The sequence below is a fragment of the Streptomyces sp. NPDC059875 genome, assembly GCF_042731085.1.
In the GTDB taxonomy this organism is placed as follows: domain Bacteria; phylum Actinomycetota; class Actinomycetes; order Streptomycetales; family Streptomycetaceae; genus Streptomyces.
The window spans coordinates 1-20592 of the sequence record NZ_JBHWJZ010000026.1 but is presented as its reverse complement, the minus strand read 5'-3'; the positions used below and the strand labels follow the sequence as shown (position 1 = coordinate 20592).

Sequence of the window (20592 nt, the reverse complement as noted above, 5' to 3'; positions counted from 1 at the left end):
CGCCGCTGCCTTGGGTGCGGCCTCTCGGTGCTGCCGCCATGGGGTGCGGCCTCCTCGGTGCCGCCGCGGGTCGGTCCCTTGGTCCCGACGCCTTTGGGTGCGGCTCCTCGATGCCGACGCCTTGGGTGCGGCTCCTAGGCGCCGGCGGCACGGGTGCGGCGGCCGGGGTGCCGCCCACCCGGCTCCGCCGCCACGGTGCGGGCCGCCGGGTCGACCGGCCGCGGATGTTCCTACCGCCCCGCCGCGCCCCGCAGGGACGACGCACGGGCGATCACCCGCGGCTCGGGCACCGTCGCCACCGTCGTGGCGGCGGAGTCACCGCGGAGCCGGCCCAGCAGCAGCCGCACCGCGTCGGCCGCCGCCCGGTCCAGGTGCAGGTCGACGGCGGTCAGCGGCGGTTCGCAGGTACGGGCGCGCAGACCGTCGTACCGGGTGACGACCATGACGTCGTCCGGGACGGTGCGCCCACTGTCCCCGATCGCCCGCACCGCGCCCACCGCGAAGGCGTCCACGAGCGCGCAGACCGCGTCGATTCCGGGGTGCTCGGCGAGCAGCGCGGCGCACGTCTCGTACCCGGCCTGCTCACCGCCCGCCTCGGGGGCCGTCGCCACGATCGGCACCCAGCCGTGCTCCTCGGCGACCCGGTCGAAGGCGGCGCGCGCGTCGACCGCCGAGTGCCGGGAACCGGAGCCGATGATCAGCGCCGGCTGCCGCGCGCCCTGTTCGCGCAGATGGTCCAGCAGCAGCTCGGCGACGAGCCCGCCGCGCAGGTCGACGTACGGCACGTCCTCCTCCGGCGACACGGGCCTGCCGAGCGCAACGTAAGGAAGCCCGCGCTCCTTCAAAGTGGCCACGGCCGCGTCATCCACGTCGGGCTCCACGACGATGGCCCCGTCGATGTCGACGGAGTACAGGGCGGAGCCGGACTGCACGGGAGGCACCAGCACCAACGCGTAGTCGTGCACGAGGGCGCTCTCGGCGGCAGCCGCTGCGACCTCCATGTAGAAGCCGAGCCGGGACGGCCCGCCGGCCACCGCGAACGGCATGGACGAAGCGAGCGCGATGGCCTTCGCCTGCCCGCGCCTCAGCCGCTGCGCCCGCAGGTTGGGCCGGTAACCGAGCTCGGTGGCAACCTGCTTGATGCGCTCCCGGGTCCGGGGGTCGACCTTGCCGATCCCGTTGAGGGCGTGCGAGACCGTCGTACGCGACACCCCGGCGACGCGCGCGACATCGGCGATCGTCGGCGGCCTCGGACCCGGACCGGAACTGGGCATGTGCGCGAACGCTCCTCGCGTGACAAGGACGGGTGACCCCACCATCTTCGCCGAACGGCGCGGCGGGCGTGCCGATGCGGGCGCCGAAGCGCCCGCATCGTACGAGCCGGGTCAGGGATGCGGTCAGGTACGGGGTCGAGGCGGAGCGACCGCGGGCGGGCGCGCGTTCCGCGCTCCGAGACCGGCGGCGATCACCCCGATGGTGAGGCCGAGCACGGGGAAGACGCCGAGGGAGAAGTACAGGGCGTCGGCCAGGTTCACGCCCACGGGAGCCGGCTCGCCCTCGCCGACGAGCAGTGTCCCGTCGACGGCGTGACGGCGCAGCGCCTCGGGCAGCCAGAGGGCGTAGGTGAGCGGCACGGTGGCGGCCACCATCCAGACGGCGGCCTGCAGGCCCGAGCGGAACGACCGGCCGGCCCGTCGCGCCGCGAACGCCGGGACGAGGAAGACGGCGACCGGTGCGAGCGGGAGCACGAGCGCGAGGAGGAGCACGAGCGGGAGCGGAGGCTCCGCCCCGTCGGTCCGGACGATCAGCAGGAACCAGGCCACGAACACGACGGCGGCGCCCGTGCCGAGGTGCGGCCCGAGCCGGTCGGTGCCCAGCCACCGCGGTGCCGCCACGGCGACCCACAGGCAGCCGGCCAGCGCAGCGGCGAGAAACACGGCCGCGACCGGCGGCAGGTGCTCGGCCGCGGTCGGCTGCCGGTGCAGGAAGGAGACCGTCACGCCGATCGCCGCGACCACGCCACCGGTCACCAGGACCGTCGGAATCGGCACTGGCAGCCGCGGCCGGAGCGAGCGGGCGACGGCCAGGACGACCATCGCACCGACAAGCCCGGTGAAGCTCACCGCGAACACCCGCAGTCCGGGCACCGCGGCGCCGACCGCCGGACCGACGACCGCCACCGAGGCCACGACCGCGCCGGTCACGAGCGCGAGCACGGGCCAGCCGACGGCGGGGCGCAGCCACAGCGTGGCCCGCGCACTGCTGAGCGCGAACCGCCACCGGTCCGACCGCCCTTCCACCTCGGCCAGCTCGGCGGTCATCGCCCGGCCCCACTCGTGCCGTCCCTCGGGCAGCGCCGCGACGGCGGCCGCGAGCAACCGCTCCGGCGGGTCCATCGCGGCCATCCGGGAGCCGACGGCGGCCCACCAGTGACGCAGCACGAACCGTGCGGCGAGCACCCACAGCAGTGGCGGGAGCACGAGGAACGCGACGGCGGTGTCGGGCGTGGGCAGCGGGTCGGCGAGCGCGAGAGCGACGATCCAGAACGCCGCCCACGCGACCACGACGCCCCAGGTCGTGACGGTCTGAAACCTGCGCAGGGTCCAGCTCATGCGCCCTGCCACCTCACTCTCGAATCGGACCGCCGGGTCGCCGTCGCGCCGACGGGGGCGGCGGCGAGCTCGGTGGCCAGCGCCCGACCGGAGCCGGTCAGCCGGTACAGGTGGCGTGGCGGCCGGCCGGCGGGGAGGCCGGTCTCCCAGCTGGTCTCCAGGAGGCCACGGTCGGTCAGTCGCATCAGGATCGGATACATCGAGCCGGGCTTGATGCCCAGGTGCCGGCACAGCTCATAGCCGTACCGCCAGGCGGCCGGCTCCTCGGCCAGTGCCAGGACCACGGCCGTGGTCTGCGCGGAGGGGCGTCGGGAACGGGTCACGCGGCTAACTCTATATAGGTAGAGTTATGTTGCCCAGAGCGCGGGAGAAGCGAGACGGCGAGCCGCGGACACACCGGAGAATTCGCGAAGCCGTGACCCTCCGCGCCCGCGAACGCCCGCTCCCCGCGCCCGAGATGGCGCGGCACATGGGGTGCTCACAAGGCCGCGTACTCGCTGACGACGTCGACGACCCAGGTGACGCCGTAGCGGTCCTTGAGCATCCCGTAGAGCGGCGCCCACTGCGCCGGCCCCAGCGGTCGCACGACGGTCGCGCCCTCGGAGAGTTTCGCCCAGTACGCGGTGATCTCCTCGGTCGTCTCACCGCGGAGCGAGACGAAGAACGCGTTCTCGCCCCTGGCCCACGGAAGGCTCGCGGGCACGTCGTAGGCCATCACGCGAAACCCGCTGTCGGCAGCCACCTGACCCCACATCACCTGGTCCGCCTCGGAAGGCTCCTGGACGTTTCCGGCGTCCTTGTACGTGACCACGGCCACGTCCCCGCCGAATACCGACTGGTAGAAGGTCAGTGCCTCGCGGGCGTCGCCTCGGAAGTTCAGGTGGGTCACGGCGTTCACGGACATGGTGGCTCCTTGTCGCTCGACGTATCGGCCGGTGCCGATCGCTCGATGACCACCGTCGCAGGAGAAGAGGACAGGTTGTGGCCGCTTCTTCGGGCGGACTCGGGCAGGATGGCGATCATGCAGAAGACCTCAGCGCGACTGCTGTCGCTGCTCTCGCTCCTCCAGGCGCGCCGGGACTGGCCGGGGCCGTTGTTGGCCGAGCGGCTGGACGTCAGCCCGCGCACCGTGCGCCGCGACATCGACCGGCTGCGCGAGCTCGGCTACCCGATCCTGACCGCCAAGGGGCCGGACGGGGGCTACCGGCTCGACGCCGGAACGGAACTGCCGCCGCTGCTGTTCGACGACGAGCAGGCCGTCGCGCTGGCCGTGGCTCTCCAGATCGCCACCACCAGCGGCGCCGGCATCGAGGAGGCCGCGGCACGCGCGCTGACCACGGTCCGACAGGTCATGCCCGCCCGGCTGCGCCGCCGGATCGACACGTTCAGGCTCACGGCTGTCCAGCAGCCCGGGACCCGTCCGGAACGGCAAGTCGACAGCGGGGTGTTGACGGCGCTCAGCGCCGCCGTGCACGCCCGTGAGGTGCTGCGCTTCGACTACGGGGCGGCCGCCGACGCCCCGCCCCGCCTGGCGCAGCCGCATCACCTCGTGACCTGGGGCGGGCGCTGGTATCTCGTCGCCTGGGACCTCGACCGCGAGGACTGGCGCACCTTCCGAGCCGACCGGATCACCCCGCGCACCCCCACGGGACCCCGATTCACCCCGCGCGAGGTACCCGGAGGCGGCGGCCTTCGTGGCCGCGAGGTTCCGGGGCGCCGACGAGTGGCCGTGCCGCGGCGAGGTGATCCTCGACCTGCCCGCCGCCGAGGTGTCGCCGTACACGCGCGACGGCGTCGTCGAAGAACTCGACGGAGACCGCTGCCGGCTCGTCCTGGGCTCGTGGTCATGGCCCGGCCTGGCCGCCGCCATCGGCAGATTCGACGCCGACATCGAGGTCGTCGGCCCGCCCGAACTCAAGGACGCCTTCGCCCACCTGGCCCGCCGCTACGCCGCCGCCGCAACCACCACACCGGCCCCGCCGCCCGCTTGAACGGGGTCGGCTCGGTACTGAAGGCCGTACGGCAACGCCGCTGTCTTTTGCGGTCCATCGCCTACTCGTTCAGCGGTACCCACCGCAGGCCGCCGGCCCGATGTTGAGAGAGTGTGAGTGGATCACGGCCGCGTTCGGACTGGGTGGAGCCCTCGTCGGTGCAACCTTGTCCTTTCAGGGCACCGTCTATCAGCAGAAGAGACTTGCCAGAGAGCGGCGACAAGCGGCGGAGGGAACCGCGGCGGCGGCGCTGGTCGGTGAGCTCATTCGGATGCGGCAGCATCTGTCCGGCATGCCCGCCGAGTACGGCCGTGGGCAGGCGAGGGACCGGATCGCCTGGGTGGGGCTCATGACGAGCGCCAGGGAGAGCGAGTGGAACCGCGGGTTCGAGGAGATCTTCGCACCGGCCGAAGCCGCCGCCCGAACCCTGCGGAACCCGGCGCTGCGCGAACGGCTTCTCCACGTGCTCGACATGCTGAACCACTGGTGGGCCCTGAACTCCGTCAATCCCGGCGTCATGAACAAGCGCTCGATGCACGAGATGATCAACCACGCGCTGGAGTGGCTCGGCGCCTGGCAGCGCGAGGACCCGATCCCGGAGCCCGGCGCGCCCTATCTGCGGGTCCACGAACTGTGGCAGCGGACGCAGGGCGATCGTGTGCTCGAGAAGCGGCGACACAGCTGAGTCGGGGATGGTTCCGGGCGAATCCGTCCATGCCCTCGACACGTTCATCCCCCTCGGCACACCTCCAGCGCGGATACGCCGTCGCCGCACGCGGCAGGCCCAGCGGCGGCGCGCCGCTGGGCCTGTGGACCGTCAACCAGGCGTGCTAGTCGACCAGTTCGCGTTCGCGGCGCGGAGGCGCCACCCGGCCGGCCGGGGTCGTGCGGGAGAGCTTCTCTCCCTCGACGTCGAGGTTGGGGAGCAGTCGGTCGAGCCAGCGCGGCAGCCACCAGGCGCTCTTGCCGAGCAGGGCGAACAGGGCGGGCACGATCGTCATGCGGACGACGAAGGCGTCGAAGAGCACCGCCGCCGCGAGGCCGAAGCCGATCATCTTGATGAAGTCGTTGTCCTCCACGATGAAGCCGGAGAATACGCTGATCATGATGGCGGCGGCCGCGGCGACCACCCGGCCGCCGTAGCGGAAGCCGGTGACGACGGCCTCGGCGGGCCGGGCCCCGTGGACGTACGCCTCCCGCATGCGGGTCACCAGGAACACCTCGTAGTCCATGGCGAGGCCGAAGACCACACCGATCATGAAGATCGGCATCGTGCTCATGATCGGGCTCGGCTGGTCGACGCCGAAGACATCGGCGAGCCAGCCCCACTGGAAGACCGCGACGACGGCGCCGAGCGCGGCGGTCACCGAGAGCAGGAAGCCGAGGGCGGCCTTGAGCGGTACGAGGACCGAGCGGAAGACCACCATCAGGAGCAGGAACGCCAGCCCCACGACCAGGCCGAGGTAGGGAAGCAGCGCGTCATCGAGGGTCTTGGAGAAGTCGATGAACATCGCGGTCTGGCCGGTGACCAGGACCTCGGCGCCGGTGTCGGCCTGGAAGCCGTCGGCGAGGGAGCGCAGGTGGCGCACCAGGTCCTCGGTGGCGGCGTCGGTGGGTCCGGTGGTCGGGACGACGTTGAGGATCGCGGTGTCGCCGGTCTCGTTGGCGGTGGCCGGGGTGACCGTGGCGACGCCCTCCTGCTCGGCGAGCTTCTTGCCGACGGTGTCGGCTGCGGCGGCCGCGTCCCGGCCCTCCACGGTGATCATCAGCGGTCCGTTGAACCCGGCGCCGAAGGACTCCGACAGCATGTCGTAGGCCTTGCGCTGGGTGGTGTCGGGGGCCATCGTGCCCTCGCCGGGCAGACCGAGCTCCAGGCTGGTGGCGGGCACGGCGACCGTGCCCAGGCCGACGACGGCCAGGAGCAGTACGGCGACGGGGTGACGCAGGACGTAACCGGCCCAGCGCGAGCCGAGGTTGGGCTTGCGGCGCGCGTCCTTCTCGGCGTGCTTGGCGGCCTTGCGCTGCTTACGTGCCGAGAGCGGCTTGCCGGAGAAGCGGGCGCGGTCACGGCGGCGCAGCACCTTGACCGGGGCGAAGCCGAGCAGCGCCGGTACGAAGGTGATGGCGACGAGGACGGCGATGGCGACGGTGCCCGCCGCGGCCAGACCCATCTTGGTGAGCATCGGGATGTTCACCACGGCCAGGCCGGCGAGGGCCACGATGACGGTGAGTCCGGCGAACACGACCGCGGAGCCGGCGGTGCCGACCGCCCGACCGGCCGCGTCCCCGCGGTCGCGGCCCTCGGTGAGCTCGGCTCGGTAGCGGGAGACGATGAACAGGGCGTAGTCGATGCCGACCGCGAGGCCGAGCATCATCGCCAGGGTCGAGGTGGGGCCGGACAGGCCGAGCGTGGCGCCGAGCGCCGTGATGGAGGAGATGCCGATGCCGACGCCGATGAGGGCCGTGAGCAGCGGCATTCCGGCGGCGATCGCCGAGCCGAAGGTGAGGATCAGGACCACGGCGGAGACCAGGATGCCGATCTGTTCGCCCGTGCCGCTCATCGCCGCTTCGATCTTCACGGCGTCGCCGCCGGCCTCCGCGGTCAGGCCGCCGGAGCGGGCCTTGGCCAGCGCGTCGTCGAGTGCGTCGTGCGCCTTCTCGTCGACCATGGTGGCGGGGACCTTGTACGTGGCGATGGCGTAGGCGGTGGAGCCGTCCTTGCTCACCGCCTGCGTCGTGAACGGGTCGCTCACCGAGGCCACCTGCGGGGACCTCTTCAACTGCGCGACCAACGCCGCGACGTGCTCCTTCTGAGCGGGGGCGGAGATCTTCTCCCCTTCGGGTGCGCGGACCACGATCCGGGCGCTCGCCCCGTCGGCGCTCGCGCCCGGGAACTTCTTCTCCAGGAGGTCGAAGGCCTTCTGCGACTCCGTACCGGGCATCGAGAAGGTGTCGGCGGGCGGTGTCGGCGCGGAGGAGGCGGCGACGCCCGCACCGAGGAAGATCACCACCCACAGCAGTGCCATCAGCCATCGCCGCCGGAAGGCGAGACGGCCCAGTTTGTAGAGGAAGGTAGCCACGGGTGGGAACTCCTGTCGGTGGGCAGGGAAGCCGGGAAAGTCGGTGGGCGGGGAAGGCTGGGAAACGCGCAGGGCTGAGCGGGGTGCGGCAGCGGGACGTACGAGGGGTGGCCGGCAGCCGAGGGCATGCAGCCACGGCAATGGCGCCAGACCGGCAGTGCGGTGGCGCCAAACCCGCTGACCTCAGTGGTGCCACCATGGCATCACGGCGGCGCCTTCGCAAGCCACCTAGCCGTCAAGGCGGCGCCATGACGCGCCGATGGGTGGGAGAATTCGCAGGTCAGAGGCGCCTGCGCCACGAATGAGTCATTGTGGCTCGCAATGGCGCCGCAGGTGTGCCATGATGGCGTCATGGACCTCACGCCCTACGTCGACAACCTCCGGCACGAACTCGCCGTCGCGGCGGACGCCGGCGGCGAAGACGCCCGCGCCCTCGCCGAGCGGCTCACCGCCCCCCTGGAATCCGCCGCCCGCCTGACTCTCCTCAACGCACTGTCCGCCGCCATGGGCGAGGTCACGCAGGAACTGGCGCCGGGCTCGGTCGACGTGCGGCTGCGCGGACTCGACCCGGAGTTCGTGGTGACCGCGCCGCCCGCACCCGAGCCGTTCCAGGAGGCCTACGCACCGGTGGCGGCGCCCGCCGCACCCACGTCGCCACCGCCGCCCACGGACGCCGACGACGGCTCCATGGCCCGGATCAACTTCCGCCTCCCCGCCTACCTCAAGGCCCGCGCCGAGGACGCGGCGGCAGCGGAGGGCCTGTCGGTCAACGCCTGGCTGGTACGGGCCGTGTCCACCGCCCTTGACGGCGGGGAACGCCCGAGCCCGCCGGGCCGCGGCAAGGACTCGGGCGGCCGGGGCTTCACCGGCTGGGTCCGCTAGGGCCACCGGCCCGGCCCACTCCACTTTCACCGGCGGGAGCACCGCTCCTGCCGACGTCACCCTTCACCCTTCACCCGCCTCACCAGCGGGATCACCCAACCGAGCCAAGAGGACGGGACAGCCATGCCTACTTTCGAGACCCCCGAACCGATCTCCGCCGTCGTCGAGCTGGACGCCGGCACCGCCCGCATCACCGCGGGGAAGCGCACCGACACCGTCGTGGAGGTGCTCCCACGCGACGGCTCCAACGACAAGGACGTACGCGCCGTACAGCAGACCCAGGTCAGCTGCTCCGGCGGGCGCCTCTCGGTCAAGACGCCCAAGAACCGGTCCGTGTTCGGCAAGCCGGGCGCCGTCGAGGTGACCATCGAACTGCCCGCCGGATCCGACGTCCGGGGCACCACGGGCCTCGGACACTTCTACTGCGAGGGCCGTCTCGGGGAGGCCGTGCTCAAGACCTCCCTCGGTGACCTCCAGGTCGAGGAGGCGGCCGGGGCCGACCTCAGGACCGCGACCGGCGACATCCGCCTGGCCCGCTCGACCGGTGACGTCGCAGTCGTCGGCGCGGGCCGGATCGAGATCGGCACGGTCGCGGGCGCGGCGACCGTCAAGAACAGCAACGGCGCGACCGAGGTCGGCGAGGTCACCGGCGGTCTGAAGACCAATGCGGCCAACGGCGACCTCTCCGTCGGGATCGCGCACGGCACCGTCGAGGCCAAGAACGCCAACGGCCGCATCGACATCGACGTGGCCCACGCCGGCGTCGACGCCAGGTCGGCCATGGGCGCCATCCGCGTCGGCGACGTCACCCGCGGCCGGATCGAACTGCGCACGTCCGTGGGTGACCTCGAAGTGGGGATCCACGAGGGCACCGCCGCCTGGCTCGACGTGAACACCAAGTTCGGCATGGTGCGCAACTCGCTCGGCTCCGCCGCGGGGCCCACGGAATCCGAAGAGACCGTCGAGGTACATGCGCGGACCTCGACCGGCGACATCATCATCCGCCGCGCCTGACCGGCGGGCGACAGCGTCACCTGCCGCGCCTGACTCGGCCGGGCGACGCCGTCCGCCGCGCCTGACCCGGAGCAGCCCCAACTCCCCATCCCCGAAGGGAAAGCGGCATGACTGCCACCCAGACATCCGCGCCGATCGTCGCGAACGCGCCCGCGCCGGCGATCAGCGCCACCGGACTGCGCAAGTCCTACGGCGACAAGCTCGTGCTCGACGGCATCGACCTGAACATCGCCGAAGGCACCATCTTCGCGCTGCTCGGGCCGAACGGCGCCGGCAAGACCACCACGGTGGAGATCCTTTCGACACTCATCGACGCCGACGCGGGCGAGGCCTGGGTCGCGGGCCGCCATCTGACCCGGGCCGTCGACGCGGTGCGCTCCGTGATCGGTGTCACCGGCCAGTTCTCGGCCGTGGACAACCTGCTGACCGCCGAGGAGAACCTGCTCCTCATGGCGGATCTGCACCACCTCGACCGGCGCGAGGGCAAGGCGCGGGCCAAGGACCTGCTGCGCCGCTTCGACCTGACCGAGGCGGCGGGCAAGACCGCCGTCACCTTCTCCGGCGGCATGCGGCGCAAGCTCGACCTGGCGATGACCCTGATCGGCGATCCGCGGATCATCTTCCTCGACGAACCCACCACGGGACTCGACCCGCGCAGCCGGCGCACCATGTGGGAGATCATCCGGGAGCTGGTCGCCGACGACGGCGTGACCATCTTCCTGACCACCCAGTACCTCGAAGAGGCCGACCAACTAGCCGACCGGATCGCCGTGTTGGACCACGGCAGGCTGATCGCCGAGGGCACCGCCGACGAGCTGAAGCAGCGCATCCCCGGCGGTCACATCCGGGTGCGGTTCGCCGACGCCCAGGCTCTGGACGCCGCCGCGGGCGTCTTCGGCATCGCCACCCGCGACGAGGACTCCCTCACCCTGCAGATCCCCAGCGACGGCTCCATCCCGAACCTGCGGGCCGTCCTCGACACCCTGGAGGCCACCGCCGTCCAGGCCGAGTCGCTCACCGTGCACACCCCCGACCTCGACGACGTCTTCCTGACCCTCACCGGTCAGCCCCGCGCCGCCGACGCCGTCGGCTCGCCCAAGGAGAACGTCTGATGGCCACCATGTCCTTCGCAGCCAGAGACTCCAGGACGATGCTGCGGCGCAACCTCAAGAAGGCCATGCGCTACCCGTCCCTGACGCTCATGGTCGCCATCATGCCCATCATGATGCTGCTGCTCTTCAACTACGCCTTCGGCACCGCCCTGGGCGCCGGCATCAGCGGACTGCCCACCGGCAGCAGCGACTACATCGACTACCTGGCGCCCGGCATCATCCTGATGGCCGCCACCTCCGGCGCCCTGACCACCGCGATCAGCGTGTGCGTCGACAAGACCGAGGGCATCGTCAACCGCTTCCGTACGATGCCGATCTCGCAGGCCTCGTTCCTGACCGGTCATGTCGTGGGCAGCGTGATCCAGACGATGATCGGCATCACGCTCGTCATCGGCGTCGCCTTCCTGCTGGGCTTCCGTCCCGACGCGACGCCCGTCGAGTGGGCCGCCGCCATCGGCCTCCTCGGCCTGCTCACCCTGGCTCTCACCTGGCTCTCCGCGGGCATCGGCCTGGTCGCCAAGAACGTGGAGTCCGCCAGCAACATCCCGATGCCGCTGACGTTCCTGCCGTTCATCGGCAGCGCCATCGTGCCGACGGACTCCATGCCCACGGGCCTGCGCTGGTTCGCGGAGTACCAGCCCTTCACCCCGATCACCGAGACCCTGCGCGGTCTGTGGCTCGGCACCGAGATCGGATCCAGCGCGGTCATCGGCCTCGCCTGGACCGTGGGACTCTCCCTGGTCGGTTACGTCTGGGCCCGCCGCACCTTCAAGACCGGCGCCAAGCGGTAACCGCCGCTCTCCTCGCGCCACTTCACCGATACGCACCACCTGCACCACACCCCACCCGACGATCGCAGGAGGATTCATGTCGTACGACCCGAAGGCCGCCGGGACCACCGCGGCCGGCGCCACCGCCGACGACACCACGACCGATGAGCTGCCCACCCTGCCCGGCGACCGGCGCACCGGCTGCCCCTTCGACCCGCCCGCCGAACTCGCCGCGCTCAGCGACAAGCCGATCCGCCGCATGCGCTACGCCGACGGACACATAGGCTGGCTGGTCACCGGACACGCCCCCGCCCGCGCGATCCTGTCCGACCCCCGCTTCAGCTCACGCTACGAACTCATGCATCCGCCGATGCCGATCGAGGGCGCGGCGGAGGGGATGCCGCCCGCGCCGGTCGGCGACATGATCGGCCTCGACGCCCCCGAGCACACGCGCTACCGGCGCCTGCTCACGGGCAAGTTCACCGTCCGCCGGATGCGTCAACTCACCGAGCAAGCGGAGCAGTTCACGGCCGAGTGCCTGGACGCCATGGAACAGGCGGGGCCCACGGTCGACCTGGTGGAGGCGTTCGCCCAGCCCGTGCCCGCGCTGATGATCTGCGAGCTGCTCGGCGTACCGTACGCCGACCGGGAGCGCTTCCAGAGCCACGTGGCGACCATCTTCGACCAGACGGCGAACGCGGAGGCGCAGGGCGAGGCCTATATGGCGCTGCTCCAGTACCTGAACGAACTGGTCCTCGCCAAGCGCGCCGAGCCCACCGACGACCTGCTCAGCGATCTGACCACCTCCGACCTCACCGACGAGGAACTTGCCGGAATCGGCGGGCTGTTGCTCGCCGCCGGGCTCGACACCACCGCGAACATGCTCGGCCTCGGCACCTTCGCCCTGCTGAGCAACCCCGACCAGCTCGAGGCGCTGCGCGCCGACCCCGCGCTCGCCGAGCAGACCGTGGAGGAGCTGCTGCGCTACCTCAGCGTGGCCGACCCGCTGCCGCGGGCGGCGCTCGAGGACGTCGAGGTGGAGGGCCGGCTCATCAGGGCGGGCGAGACGGTGACGATTTCCGTGCAGGCCACCAACCGCGACCCGCACAAGTTCCTCGAGCCCGACCGGCTCGACATCCACCGCAGGGCCACGGGGCACCTGTCCTTCGGCCACGGCGCCCACCAGTGCCTGGGCCAGCAGCTCGCCCGCGTCGAGATGACCGTCGCGTTCCCAGCGCTCTTCGCCCGCTTCCCCACCCTGCGCCTCGCGGTACCGCCGCAGGAGGTTCCTCTGCGGGACCGATCCAACATCTACGGCGTGATCAGCCTGCCCGTCACCTGGGACAAGGAGTAGCACCATGAGCGATCCACGAGAGCCGCTGCGCCTCAGCGCGGACCGTGACCGCTGCGCCGGCGCCGGCATGTGCGCCCTGACAGCACCGGAGGTCTTCGACCAGGACGACGAGGAAGGCCTGGTGGTGCTCCTGCACCCCACGCCGGCCCCCGAGCACCGGGCCGCCGCCCGGATGGCGGCCGGGCTCTGCCCGACCGGAGCCATCGCCCTCGACTCCCGGGATTCCACGGACGCGTAGCGACCGTGGCACGTCCCGGACCGAGAACCCCGCACCGTGCACCGGTGGGGGCTCTCGCGTGTGCGGACGCGTACGCCCCGTCCGACGAGGTGCCGCCGTCGGATCCGGGGCACGGTGGTCACGCCTGCCGTTGCTGTTTGCTTCGCGACGGGGAGGCGGACCTGGGTGCGGTCATGTCGAGCAGGATCATGGCGTCGTGGTCGGCGGTGCCGGGTTCGGCGGTGTAGACGCCGAGGCGTTGGCCCGGGGTGCCGTCGAGGAACACCGACTGGCCGGTGAGGTGCAGGGTGCCGACCTGGGGGTGGTGGAACGTCTTGCGGGCGGGCTTGTCGCCGGTGACCTCGTAGCGTTCCCAGAGCCCCGCGAAGTCGGGGCTCTTGAGGAGGAGTTCGCCGACGAGACCGGTCAGGTCGGGGGCATCCGGGGCGGTGCCGGCGGTGGCGCGAAGACGGACGACGCAGGCGCGGACCTGGCGGTCCCAGTCGGGGAACAGGTCGCGTGAGGCGGGGTGGAGGAAGAGGTAGCGGGCGAGGTTGCGCTGTGTGGCCGGCCAGTCCGCCAGGCCCGCGTACAGCGCGAGACCACCGGGGTTGGAGGCGAGGAAGGCCATGCTGCGGCTGACGATGTACGCGGGGTTGGGGCGCATCGTCTCCAGGAGCAGCTTGAGGTGGGGGCGTACGGTGCGGCTGGGCGGGGGCGGCGGCTCGGGTGCGTACCGCGCGGCGTGAACGGCCAGCTCGCGCAGGTGCTGGTGCTCCTGGTCGTCGAGGTGGAGCGCGCGGGCGAGGGCGTCGAGGACGGCGGGGCTTGGCCGGGTCTCCTTGCCGCGCTCCAGGCGTACGTAATAGTCGATGCTGATCCCGGCCAGCGTGGCGAGCTCCTCACGCCGCAGACCGGGGGTGCGGCGCAAGCCGGCGCCGATGGTGAGGCCGACCTGCTCGGGCCGCGTCTGCGTGCGGCGGGCCCGCAGGAAGCGGCCCAGCTCCGTGCCGCCGCCGTTGCCGGTCGGGGTGCGCTCGTGTGCCATGGATTCAGTTTCACACCGCTGTGACCTGCTCGGCCGTGCGGTGGGGGGCCCTGTCACTACCCCCGCACAGCCCGGCCTGCCACAGATCGGGAAAAGGCCTGAAGGTGGAGGAGTACCAGCCCCACCTCTCGCCCGGCCATCACCGGACCGGCCCGACCCCAGCACCTCACTCGAACGGAAGAACGATGCAGTACGTCACCCTCAACAATGGCGTCAGGATGCCCATCCTCGGTTTCGGCGTCTACCAGATCCCGCCGGAGCAGACCGAGCAGGCCGTCACCGGAGCCCTCGCGGCGGGCTACCGACTGCTCGACACGGCCGCCGCCTACGGCAACGAGGAGGCCGTCGGCCGCGCCATCAGGAACAGTGGCATTCCGCGCGAGGAGCTGTTCGTCACCACCAAGCTCTGGATCCAGGACTCGCCCGCCCAGGACAACACCCGGCGCGCCTTCGAGGCCTCGCTGGTCAGGCTCGGCCTGGACCACGTCGACCTGTACCTGATGCACCAGCCGTACGGGGACGTGTACGGCCAGTGGCGGGCCATGGAGGACCTCAACCGCGAGGGCCTGACCCGGGCGATCGGCGTCGCCAACTTCTACCCCGACCGGCTCCTCGACCTCCTCCTCAACAACGAGATCACGCCCGCGGTCGACCAGATCGAGACCCACCCCTTCTTCCAGCGCACCGCCGACCAGGACCTCATGCGCGAGCGCGGCGTCCAGATCCAGTCCTGGGGCGGCTTCGCCGAGGGCAGGAACAACCTGTTCACCAACCCCCTGCTCGGCGAGATCGGCGCCGCGCACGGCAAGTCCGTCGCCCAGGTGGTGCCGCGCTGGCTGACCCAGCGCGGCGTCGTCGCCATCCCGAAGTCCGTCCGCGCCGAGCGGATGAAGGAGAACATCGACATCTTCGACTTCGAGCTCACCGACGAGCAGATGGCGGCCATCGCCACCCTCGACACCGGAAGCACGCTGTTCTTCGACCACCACGACCCGAAGATGGTCGACTGGCTCGCAAAGCGCCGCCTCGACGCCTGACCCGGAGGGACATCCGCTGTCAAAGGGCATCCGCGTCACGTCACCTCCTGCCCCGGCGCGACCATCGGCGAGGAGGTGAGAGGAGCGGGCGCCGAGACAGCGGCATGGCTACGGCGCAGAGGGCTGCCCGTCTCCGTCAGCCGACCCTGAGGGGGTTCGGGGCCCGCCGAACCGCGCGTACGTCAGGACGCCGACTTCCGTCGTAGGGTGAATCTCGCACGTGAGGGACAGGAGGCTGCTGTGGCCGAGACGACGCCGACCGGGACGACGGTCGCCGAGGTGATGGCCGAGCTGGCCGAACTCGAGGACCCGAAAGCGCGCGAGGTGAACGAGAGGCACGGTGACGATCACGGTGTGAACCTCGGCAAGCTGCGCGCGCTCGCGAAGCGGCTGAAGACACAGCAGGACCTCGCGTGCCGACTCTGGGAGACGGACGACACCGCGGCGAGACTGCTGGCCCTCCTGATCTGCCGCCCGAAGGCGTTCGGGCGCGACGAGCTGGACGCCATGGTGCGCGAGGCGCGCACACCCAAGGTGCACGACTGGCTCGTGAACTACGTGGTGAAGAAGAATCCGCACTCCGAAGAGCTGCGCCTGGCCTGGTCCGCCGATCCGGACCCCGTGGTCGCGAGCGCCGGCTGGGCGCTGACCACCGAACGCGTGGCGAAGAAGCCCGAGGGCCTCGACCTCGCAGGACTGCTCGACATCATCGAGACGGAGATGAAGGACGCCCCGGATCGCCTGCAGTGGGCAATGAACCACTGCCTGGCCCAGATCGGTATCGAGCACCCCGAGCAGCGCACCCGTGCGATCGACATCGGCGAGCGCCTGGAGGTGCTCAGGGACTACCCGACGTCCCCGGGCTGCACGTCTCCGTTCGCGCCCGTCTGGATCACCGAGATGGTGCGCCGGCAGAACGACAAGACGGTGGCTTGATCAGCGGAACTCGTCCGCCGCCGCAGTCTGATCACCCATCACCCGATCAACCACTCTCTACAATTGGTCATGTGCCTGACAGCGGCGCGCTGCGCCGCTCCCATGAACGGCACCACACACCCGAAGGGGGCGATCAGCGCATGACCAGGCCTGAGAGCGCGGGACACGACTACGACGTCGTCATCAGCGGAGCCAGCCTCGCCGGCAGCGCCGCGGCGATCCTGCTCGCTCGACGCGGTGTCCGCGTCGCACTGCTGGAACGCCGCTCGGACCCCGAAGCGTACAAGGTGCTGTGCACCCACTCCCTCTCGGCCAACGCCTACCCGGTGCTGGACGAACTCGGCCTCGTCCCCGCTCTCGAGAAGGCGGGAGCCGTCCGCAACGAGGCCCGCTGGTACACCCGCTGGGGATGGATAGAGCCGAGGGCCGCGCCGGCGGGACCCGAGCTGCCGTACGGGTACAACATTCGGCGCAGCACCCTCGATCCGTTGATCAGGTCCCATGCGGCGCAGACACCCGGCGTCGATCTGCTCCTCGGCCATCAGGTGACCGGACTGGTCCAGGAAGCCGGTCGCACCGTGGGGGTGCGCGCGTCGACACCACAGGGCGAGCGCGAGATCCGGGCCCGCCTGGTGGTCGGGGCGGACGGCAAGGACTCGCCCGTGGCGAAGTTCGCCGAGGTACCTGCTCGACAGTACGAGAACACGCGCTTCGGCTATCTCGCGCACTTCCGCAACCTTCCGCTGCACGGCGGGATCGCTCACGCCTGGTTCCTCGAACCCGATATGGCGTACGCGTTTCCGAACGACGACGGCGTGACGGTCCTCGCGGTGCTCCCGCACAAGGAGCGGCTGCCGGCCTTCCGGGAAGACCTGGAGGGCAGCTTCCTCGCATTCGTCCGCGCCCTGCCCGAGGCACCGCCCATCGACTCCGCCGAGCGCCTCACGAAGATCATCGGCACGGTCAACTACCCGCTCCACAGCCGCAAGCCGACCGCACCGGGCGTGGCGCTCATCGGCGACGCCGCCCTGACGGGCGATCCCCTGTGGGGAGTGGGATGCGGGTGGGCGCTGGAGTCCGCGCAATGGCTGGCCGAGTCGGTCGCCTCGGCCGCAACCGGTCGGGGCGACCTCGACAAGTCGCTCGCCATGTACGCACGCACACACCAGCGCCGACTGCGCGGTCACCAGTACCTGGCCGCCGACTTCGCCAAGGCCCGCCCGTTCAATCCCGTGGAACGGCTGATGTTCTCGGCGGCAGCACGCGACGACTCGGTGGCGCGCCACATGCACCTGTTCGCATCCCGCCTGATCGGCCCGCTGGGTTTCCTGCACCCCAAGGCACTGGCCAAGGCCACGGCCGTCAACATCAAACATCGCGGGCCGACCACGCCACCCACACGCTGAACTGCCCCGGCACCTCGACGCCTTCGACCGCTGACAGGCCCTAGCGGCGCAGCGCCTCCGCGCCCGCGTACTGGGCGCTGTCGCTCAACTGCTCCTCGATGCGGATGAGTTGGTTGTACTTGGCGGTGCGGTCGGAGCGGGACAGTGATCCGGTCTTGATCTGGCCGCAGCCCGTGGCCACCGCCAGGTCCGCGATCGTCGTGTCCTCCGTCTCTCCCGAGCGGTGCGACATGACGACGGTGTAGCCCGCCCGGTGGGCGGCGTTGACGGTGGCCAGGGACTCCGTCAGGGTGCCGATCTGGTTGACCTTCACGAGGACCGAGTTGGCGACGCCGGAGCCGATGCCCTCGCGCAGGAGGGTCTCGTTCGTGCAGAACACGTCGTCACCGGTGAGCTGGCAGCGCGCACCGACCCGTGCGGTCAGGTCACGCCACCCCGTCAGGTCGTCCTCGGCCATCGGGTCCTCGATCGACACGATGGGGTAGGCGTCGATCAACTTGACCAGGTAGTCGGCGTGTTCGGCCGGTGTGCGCCGTACTCCTTCCCCGGTGTAGTCGTAGACGCCTTCGCGGAAGAACTCGGACGACGCCGGGTCCATGACCAGGCCGATGTCCGTGCCCGGCCGGTAACCCGTGCGCTCGACGGCGGCCACCACGAAGTCGAGGGCCTCCTCGGCGGTGCGCAGGGCGGGTGCGAAGCCGCCCTCGTCGCCCACGCCCGTGGAGTGCCCGGCGGCGAGGAGGTCGCGGCGCAGGGTGTGGAAGATCTCGGACCCCATCCGCACGGCCTCGGCGAAGGTCTCCGCGCCGATCGGGGCGATCATGAACTCCTGGAAGTCCAGGGGATTGTCGGCGTGCGCGCCCCCGTTGACGATGTTCATCATCGGTACGGGCAGCAGCCGGGCGTCGGAGCCGCCGAGGTAGCGGTAGAGCGGCAGGCGGTGGGCGGCGGCCGCGGCCTTGGCGGTGGCCAGGGAGACCCCGAGGATCGCGTTGGCGCCGAGCCTGGACTTGGCAGGGGTGCCGTCCGTGGCGACGAGGGCGGCGTCGAGGCCGGCCTGGTCCTCGGCCTCGCGACCGGTGACGGCGGCTGCGAGCTCCGTGTTGACGTGGCGTACCGCGTGGTCCACGCCCTTTCCGTGCCAGCGGGCCGGGTCGCCGTCGCGGAGTTCGACGGCCTCGCGGGCGCCGGTCGAAGCGCCGGAGGGGACTGCGGCCCGGCCGATGGATCCGTCTGCCAGTTCCACATCCACTTCGACGGTGGGGTTGCCCCTGCTGTCGAGGACGCGGCGGCCGGTGACGGAGGTGATGGCGGTCATGGGAGTTCCTTCCCCGTTGTCGCATGCGTGCCGGGTTCGGCTGCGGCGACGGTGGCGCTGGACCCGGCGCGGGAAACTCTACAGCAGTGCTGCGCAGTTTCGCTGTTCAGCTCTGCTGTTCAGTCCTGCTGCGCACTCCTGCTGTGCAGCTGTGCTGCGTTAAAATTCGGTATGCCCCTTCCGGAATCCGCCGCCATCGCGGCCGAACTGCGCACCGCGATGGGAAAGCTCACGCGGCGCGTGAAGCTCGAGGACCAGATGCCGTTCGGCCAGGTGGCCGTCCTCGGTGCGCTGGACCGCAACGGTGCGATGACGACCAGCGAACTGGCGGCCGATCAGCGGGTACGCCCGCAGTCCATGGCCCGAGCCGTCGGACTGCTCATGGATCAGGGGCTGATCACGCGCCGGGCGCATCCGACCGACGGCCGCAAGAGCCTGGTCGAGCTCTCCTCTGCGGGCCAGGCGCTGCTGGAGGAGGAGCGGGGGCGCAGGGTGGATTGGCTTGCGCGGGCGATCGAGGCGGAATTGACGGGGGAGGAGCGGGAGCTGCTGGCGCGGGGGATCGGGCTGGTGGAGAGGCTCGCGGCGCACTAGGGCGTGTATCGGGTCGTGATCAACGAGCGGGTTCTCCCCGCGTGCCGATCCTCGATCCGGTGGATCGTCTTGCGTGACGCGTGCGGAGCTGACCGACGTGGAGTGGAGTTCATCGAGCCGTACCTGCCGATAGGACATGTTGGCCCGTACTCCGAGCGGTTGCGCCAGCAGGACGCCGGCCCCGGTGCTGATGGGCCCTCCTCTTCAACTGGCGTCGGCGTTAGGCGGGTTGCGGGGCGGGCGCTGCCGGAGTGGCCGCGACCTTGCGGGTCTCGCGCATGATCAGCAGGCCGTTGACCACCATCAGTGTCGCGGTCAGGCCGTGGATGCCGAGCGCGGTGGCCACGGAGCCGTGGTGGGTCAGCACGGTGGTCATGTCGCCGTACGCGGCGAAGGCCTCCACCAGCAGCGCCCAGCCCAGTGCCCGGCGGTGGCCCGTCACCAGCAGGATGCCCAGGACCAGGGCCAGGACGACGTCGCGGATTCCCTTGATGATCAGGAAGCCGCCGCCGTCGCCGGACGGCCAGCTCGGCAGGCCGAAGCCCGGTGCCGTCGTCTCCGGGCTCAGGATGAACTCCGTCCCGAACCAGAGGATGAAGAGGATGAAGGCGGCGGCCAGGAAGGTGTTGATCTTCGTCAGTGACATTGTTCTTCTCCTTGCGAGTCTGCGTCGGCTTGGTGAGCTTCGTGGAGCTTGCTGAGTCGTGTGAGGCCTGATCAGGCCGCGCGGACGCGGCTGGTCGAGGGGCGCGGCTTGTCGGGATCGCGGGTGTGGGATCTGAGCGGCACGTGCATTCCCGGATGTCGGGATTTCGGTGGCGAGCTGCCGCCCGGGGAGTGGGGATCGCGCGCCACCAGCGGGGGGTCGGTCCGCGGTGTCAGGTGAGGGCGGCGGCGAGCAGGGTGAAGGCGGCGATGATGACGGCGACGCGGATGTAGTGGAAGCGGTTCCAGCGGTTCAGTTGCTGCTTCCAGTCGGCGGGCCGGTTGTCGGGGGTCCACGTCTTGTTCCGGTTGTTGATCGGGACGAGCAGCAGGATCGACATGATCACGCTGAGGATCAGCAGTGCGCCGGCGGTGACGACGAGGCCGGTGCCGTGGTGGTGCCATCCGGCGATGGCCCAGGCCGCGACGAGGACGAGCGAGCCGATGTACCAGACCGGCATCACTGCGCCGAGCATCCGGCCCCCGTGGGCATGGCCGAGTTGGGCACTGTCCTCG

General features: G+C 71.0%; 20 protein-coding genes and 1 pseudogene. 12 read left to right on the top strand and 9 right to left on the bottom strand.

The annotated features are described in order from the left end of the window. Nucleotides 1–230: 230 nt before the first annotated feature. The 4 genes from ACFV9D_RS27865 to ACFV9D_RS27850 form a co-directional block, all read right to left on the bottom strand. Complete coding sequence (locus tag ACFV9D_RS27865) at nucleotides 231–1274, bottom strand: substrate-binding domain-containing protein (protein ID WP_385151827.1); 1044 nt, start codon at nucleotides 1272–1274, stop codon at nucleotides 231–233. Nucleotides 1275–1397: 123 nt separating this feature from the next. Then, nucleotides 1398–2612 (bottom strand): hypothetical protein, encoded by a 1215-nt coding sequence (locus ACFV9D_RS27860; RefSeq protein ID WP_385151824.1) that lies wholly within the window; start codon nucleotides 2610–2612, stop codon nucleotides 1398–1400. Next, nucleotides 2609–2935 (bottom strand): PadR family transcriptional regulator, encoded by a 327-nt coding sequence (locus tag ACFV9D_RS27855; protein ID WP_385151821.1) that lies wholly within the window; start codon nucleotides 2933–2935, stop codon nucleotides 2609–2611. The genes ACFV9D_RS27860 and ACFV9D_RS27855 overlap by 4 nt, the downstream gene beginning before the upstream one ends. Nucleotides 2936–3090: 155 nt before the next feature. Then, nucleotides 3091–3516, bottom strand: a complete 426-nt coding sequence (locus tag ACFV9D_RS27850) for a VOC family protein (RefSeq protein ID WP_385151818.1) — start codon at nucleotides 3514–3516, stop codon at nucleotides 3091–3093. A gap of 117 nt (nucleotides 3517–3633) precedes the next feature. Between ACFV9D_RS27850 and ACFV9D_RS27845 the strand changes: the two are divergent. Together ACFV9D_RS27845 and ACFV9D_RS27840 are read left to right on the top strand one after the other, a co-directional pair. Continuing rightward, nucleotides 3634–4603 (top strand): annotated as a pseudogene (locus ACFV9D_RS27845) (helix-turn-helix transcriptional regulator). Nucleotides 4604–4874: 271 nt separating this feature from the next. Beyond that, the gene (locus tag ACFV9D_RS27840) at nucleotides 4875–5288 is read left to right on the top strand and encodes a hypothetical protein (RefSeq protein WP_385151815.1); all 414 of its coding nucleotides are present in this window, start codon (nucleotides 4875–4877) and stop codon (nucleotides 5286–5288) included. Between the two features lie 145 nt (nucleotides 5289–5433). Here ACFV9D_RS27840 and ACFV9D_RS27835 read toward each other — a convergent pair whose 3' ends face one another. Continuing rightward, nucleotides 5434–7683, bottom strand: coding sequence for an MMPL family transporter (locus tag ACFV9D_RS27835; RefSeq protein WP_385151812.1), 2250 nt, complete (start codon nucleotides 7681–7683; stop codon nucleotides 5434–5436). Between the two features lie 351 nt (nucleotides 7684–8034). Between ACFV9D_RS27835 and ACFV9D_RS27830 the strand changes: the two genes are divergently transcribed. The 6 genes from ACFV9D_RS27830 to ACFV9D_RS27805 all read left to right on the top strand — a co-directional run bounded on the left by ACFV9D_RS27830 (nucleotide 8035) and on the right by ACFV9D_RS27805 (nucleotide 13053). Beyond that, nucleotides 8035–8565 carry a hypothetical protein gene (locus ACFV9D_RS27830; RefSeq protein WP_385151809.1) on the top strand — a complete coding sequence of 177 codons (531 nt, stop codon included), beginning with the start codon at nucleotides 8035–8037 and terminating at the stop codon, nucleotides 8563–8565. Between the two features lie 123 nt (nucleotides 8566–8688). Further along, nucleotides 8689–9579 carry a DUF4097 domain-containing protein gene (locus tag ACFV9D_RS27825; RefSeq protein ID WP_385151806.1) on the top strand — a complete coding sequence of 297 codons (891 nt, stop codon included), beginning with the start codon at nucleotides 8689–8691 and terminating at the stop codon, nucleotides 9577–9579. A 107-nt stretch (nucleotides 9580–9686) separates the two neighbouring features. Then, entirely contained in the window at nucleotides 9687–10691 is a 1005-nt protein-coding gene (locus tag ACFV9D_RS27820) for an ATP-binding cassette domain-containing protein (RefSeq protein ID WP_385151803.1), read from the top strand. Further along, complete coding sequence (locus ACFV9D_RS27815) at nucleotides 10691–11482, top strand: ABC transporter permease (protein WP_385151800.1); 792 nt, start codon at nucleotides 10691–10693, stop codon at nucleotides 11480–11482. The genes ACFV9D_RS27820 and ACFV9D_RS27815 overlap by 1 nt, the downstream gene beginning before the upstream one ends. 76 nt (nucleotides 11483–11558) lie before the next feature. Further along, entirely contained in the window at nucleotides 11559–12815 is a 1257-nt protein-coding gene (locus tag ACFV9D_RS27810; RefSeq protein ID WP_385151797.1) for a cytochrome P450, read from the top strand. 4 nt (nucleotides 12816–12819) lie between these two features. Then, nucleotides 12820–13053 (top strand): ferredoxin, encoded by a 234-nt coding sequence (locus tag ACFV9D_RS27805; protein ID WP_385151794.1) that lies wholly within the window; start codon nucleotides 12820–12822, stop codon nucleotides 13051–13053. A 118-nt stretch (nucleotides 13054–13171) separates the two neighbouring features. On the opposite strand, the gene ACFV9D_RS27800 is transcribed toward ACFV9D_RS27805, so the two are convergent. Beyond that, entirely contained in the window at nucleotides 13172–14080 is a 909-nt protein-coding gene (locus ACFV9D_RS27800; RefSeq protein WP_385151791.1) for a helix-turn-helix transcriptional regulator, read from the bottom strand. Nucleotides 14081–14265: 185 nt separating this feature from the next. On the opposite strand from ACFV9D_RS27800, the gene ACFV9D_RS27795 reads away from it, so the two are divergent. The 3 genes from ACFV9D_RS27795 to ACFV9D_RS27785 all read left to right on the top strand — a co-directional run bounded on the left by ACFV9D_RS27795 (nucleotide 14266) and on the right by ACFV9D_RS27785 (nucleotide 17459). Then, complete coding sequence (locus ACFV9D_RS27795) at nucleotides 14266–15117, top strand: aldo/keto reductase (protein WP_385151787.1); 852 nt, start codon at nucleotides 14266–14268, stop codon at nucleotides 15115–15117. Nucleotides 15118–15399: 282 nt separating this feature from the next. Next, nucleotides 15400–16053, top strand: coding sequence for a DNA alkylation repair protein (locus ACFV9D_RS27790; protein WP_385152049.1), 654 nt, complete (start codon nucleotides 15400–15402; stop codon nucleotides 16051–16053). A gap of 140 nt (nucleotides 16054–16193) precedes the next feature. Continuing rightward, the gene (locus tag ACFV9D_RS27785) at nucleotides 16194–17459 is read left to right on the top strand and encodes an NAD(P)/FAD-dependent oxidoreductase (RefSeq protein WP_385151785.1); all 1266 of its coding nucleotides are present in this window, start codon (nucleotides 16194–16196) and stop codon (nucleotides 17457–17459) included. 40 nt (nucleotides 17460–17499) lie between these two features. On the opposite strand, the gene eno is transcribed toward ACFV9D_RS27785, so the two are convergent. Then, a complete protein-coding gene (eno, locus tag ACFV9D_RS27780; protein WP_385151782.1) occupies nucleotides 17500–18777 on the bottom strand; it encodes a phosphopyruvate hydratase in 1278 nt (425 codons plus the stop codon). Nucleotides 18778–18948: 171 nt separating this feature from the next. Here eno and ACFV9D_RS27775 point away from each other — a divergent pair, with 171 nt between their 5' ends. Then, the gene (locus ACFV9D_RS27775) at nucleotides 18949–19371 is read left to right on the top strand and encodes a MarR family winged helix-turn-helix transcriptional regulator (RefSeq protein WP_385151779.1); all 423 of its coding nucleotides are present in this window, start codon (nucleotides 18949–18951) and stop codon (nucleotides 19369–19371) included. 220 nt (nucleotides 19372–19591) lie between these two features. Here the strand turns inward: ACFV9D_RS27775 and ACFV9D_RS27770 are convergent, their stop codons facing one another. Both ACFV9D_RS27770 and ACFV9D_RS27765 read right to left on the bottom strand, forming a co-directional pair. Further along, entirely contained in the window at nucleotides 19592–20017 is a 426-nt protein-coding gene (locus tag ACFV9D_RS27770; RefSeq protein WP_385151776.1) for a DUF4267 domain-containing protein, read from the bottom strand. Nucleotides 20018–20249: 232 nt separating this feature from the next. After that, nucleotides 20250–20592: anthrone oxygenase family protein (locus tag ACFV9D_RS27765; RefSeq protein ID WP_385151773.1), on the bottom strand; the 343-nt coding region annotated here is incomplete at its 5' end.

What these genes read in the sequence shown, in the direction of transcription:
- ACFV9D_RS27790 (WP_385152049.1), top strand. Translation starts at nt 15,400, where the DNA reads ATGGCCGAGCTGGCCGAACTCGAGGACCCGAAAGCGCGCGAGGTGAAC.
- ACFV9D_RS27815 (WP_385151800.1), top strand. Translation starts at nt 10,691, where the DNA reads ATGGCCACCATGTCCTTCGCAGCCAGAGACTCCAGGACGATGCTGCGG.
- ACFV9D_RS27770 (WP_385151776.1), bottom strand. Translation starts at nt 20,017, where the DNA reads ATGTCACTGACGAAGATCAACACCTTCCTGGCCGCCGCCTTCATCCTC.
- ACFV9D_RS27795 (WP_385151787.1), top strand. Translation starts at nt 14,266, where the DNA reads ATGCAGTACGTCACCCTCAACAATGGCGTCAGGATGCCCATCCTCGGT.
- ACFV9D_RS27810 (WP_385151797.1), top strand. Translation starts at nt 11,559, where the DNA reads ATGTCGTACGACCCGAAGGCCGCCGGGACCACCGCGGCCGGCGCCACC.
- ACFV9D_RS27775 (WP_385151779.1), top strand. Translation starts at nt 18,949, where the DNA reads ATGCCCCTTCCGGAATCCGCCGCCATCGCGGCCGAACTGCGCACCGCG.
- ACFV9D_RS27865 (WP_385151827.1), bottom strand. Translation starts at nt 1,274, where the DNA reads ATGCCCAGTTCCGGTCCGGGTCCGAGGCCGCCGACGATCGCCGATGTC.
- ACFV9D_RS27840 (WP_385151815.1), top strand. Translation starts at nt 4,875, where the DNA reads ATGCGGCAGCATCTGTCCGGCATGCCCGCCGAGTACGGCCGTGGGCAG.
- ACFV9D_RS27830 (WP_385151809.1), top strand. Translation starts at nt 8,035, where the DNA reads ATGGACCTCACGCCCTACGTCGACAACCTCCGGCACGAACTCGCCGTC.
- ACFV9D_RS27850 (WP_385151818.1), bottom strand. Translation starts at nt 3,516, where the DNA reads ATGTCCGTGAACGCCGTGACCCACCTGAACTTCCGAGGCGACGCCCGC.
- ACFV9D_RS27800 (WP_385151791.1), bottom strand. Translation starts at nt 14,080, where the DNA reads ATGGCACACGAGCGCACCCCGACCGGCAACGGCGGCGGCACGGAGCTG.
- ACFV9D_RS27785 (WP_385151785.1), top strand. Translation starts at nt 16,194, where the DNA reads ATGACCAGGCCTGAGAGCGCGGGACACGACTACGACGTCGTCATCAGC.
- ACFV9D_RS27820 (WP_385151803.1), top strand. Translation starts at nt 9,687, where the DNA reads ATGACTGCCACCCAGACATCCGCGCCGATCGTCGCGAACGCGCCCGCG.
- ACFV9D_RS27805 (WP_385151794.1), top strand. Translation starts at nt 12,820, where the DNA reads ATGAGCGATCCACGAGAGCCGCTGCGCCTCAGCGCGGACCGTGACCGC.
- ACFV9D_RS27825 (WP_385151806.1), top strand. Translation starts at nt 8,689, where the DNA reads ATGCCTACTTTCGAGACCCCCGAACCGATCTCCGCCGTCGTCGAGCTG.
- eno (WP_385151782.1), bottom strand. Translation starts at nt 18,777, where the DNA reads ATGACCGCCATCACCTCCGTCACCGGCCGCCGCGTCCTCGACAGCAGG.
- ACFV9D_RS27860 (WP_385151824.1), bottom strand. Translation starts at nt 2,612, where the DNA reads ATGAGCTGGACCCTGCGCAGGTTTCAGACCGTCACGACCTGGGGCGTC.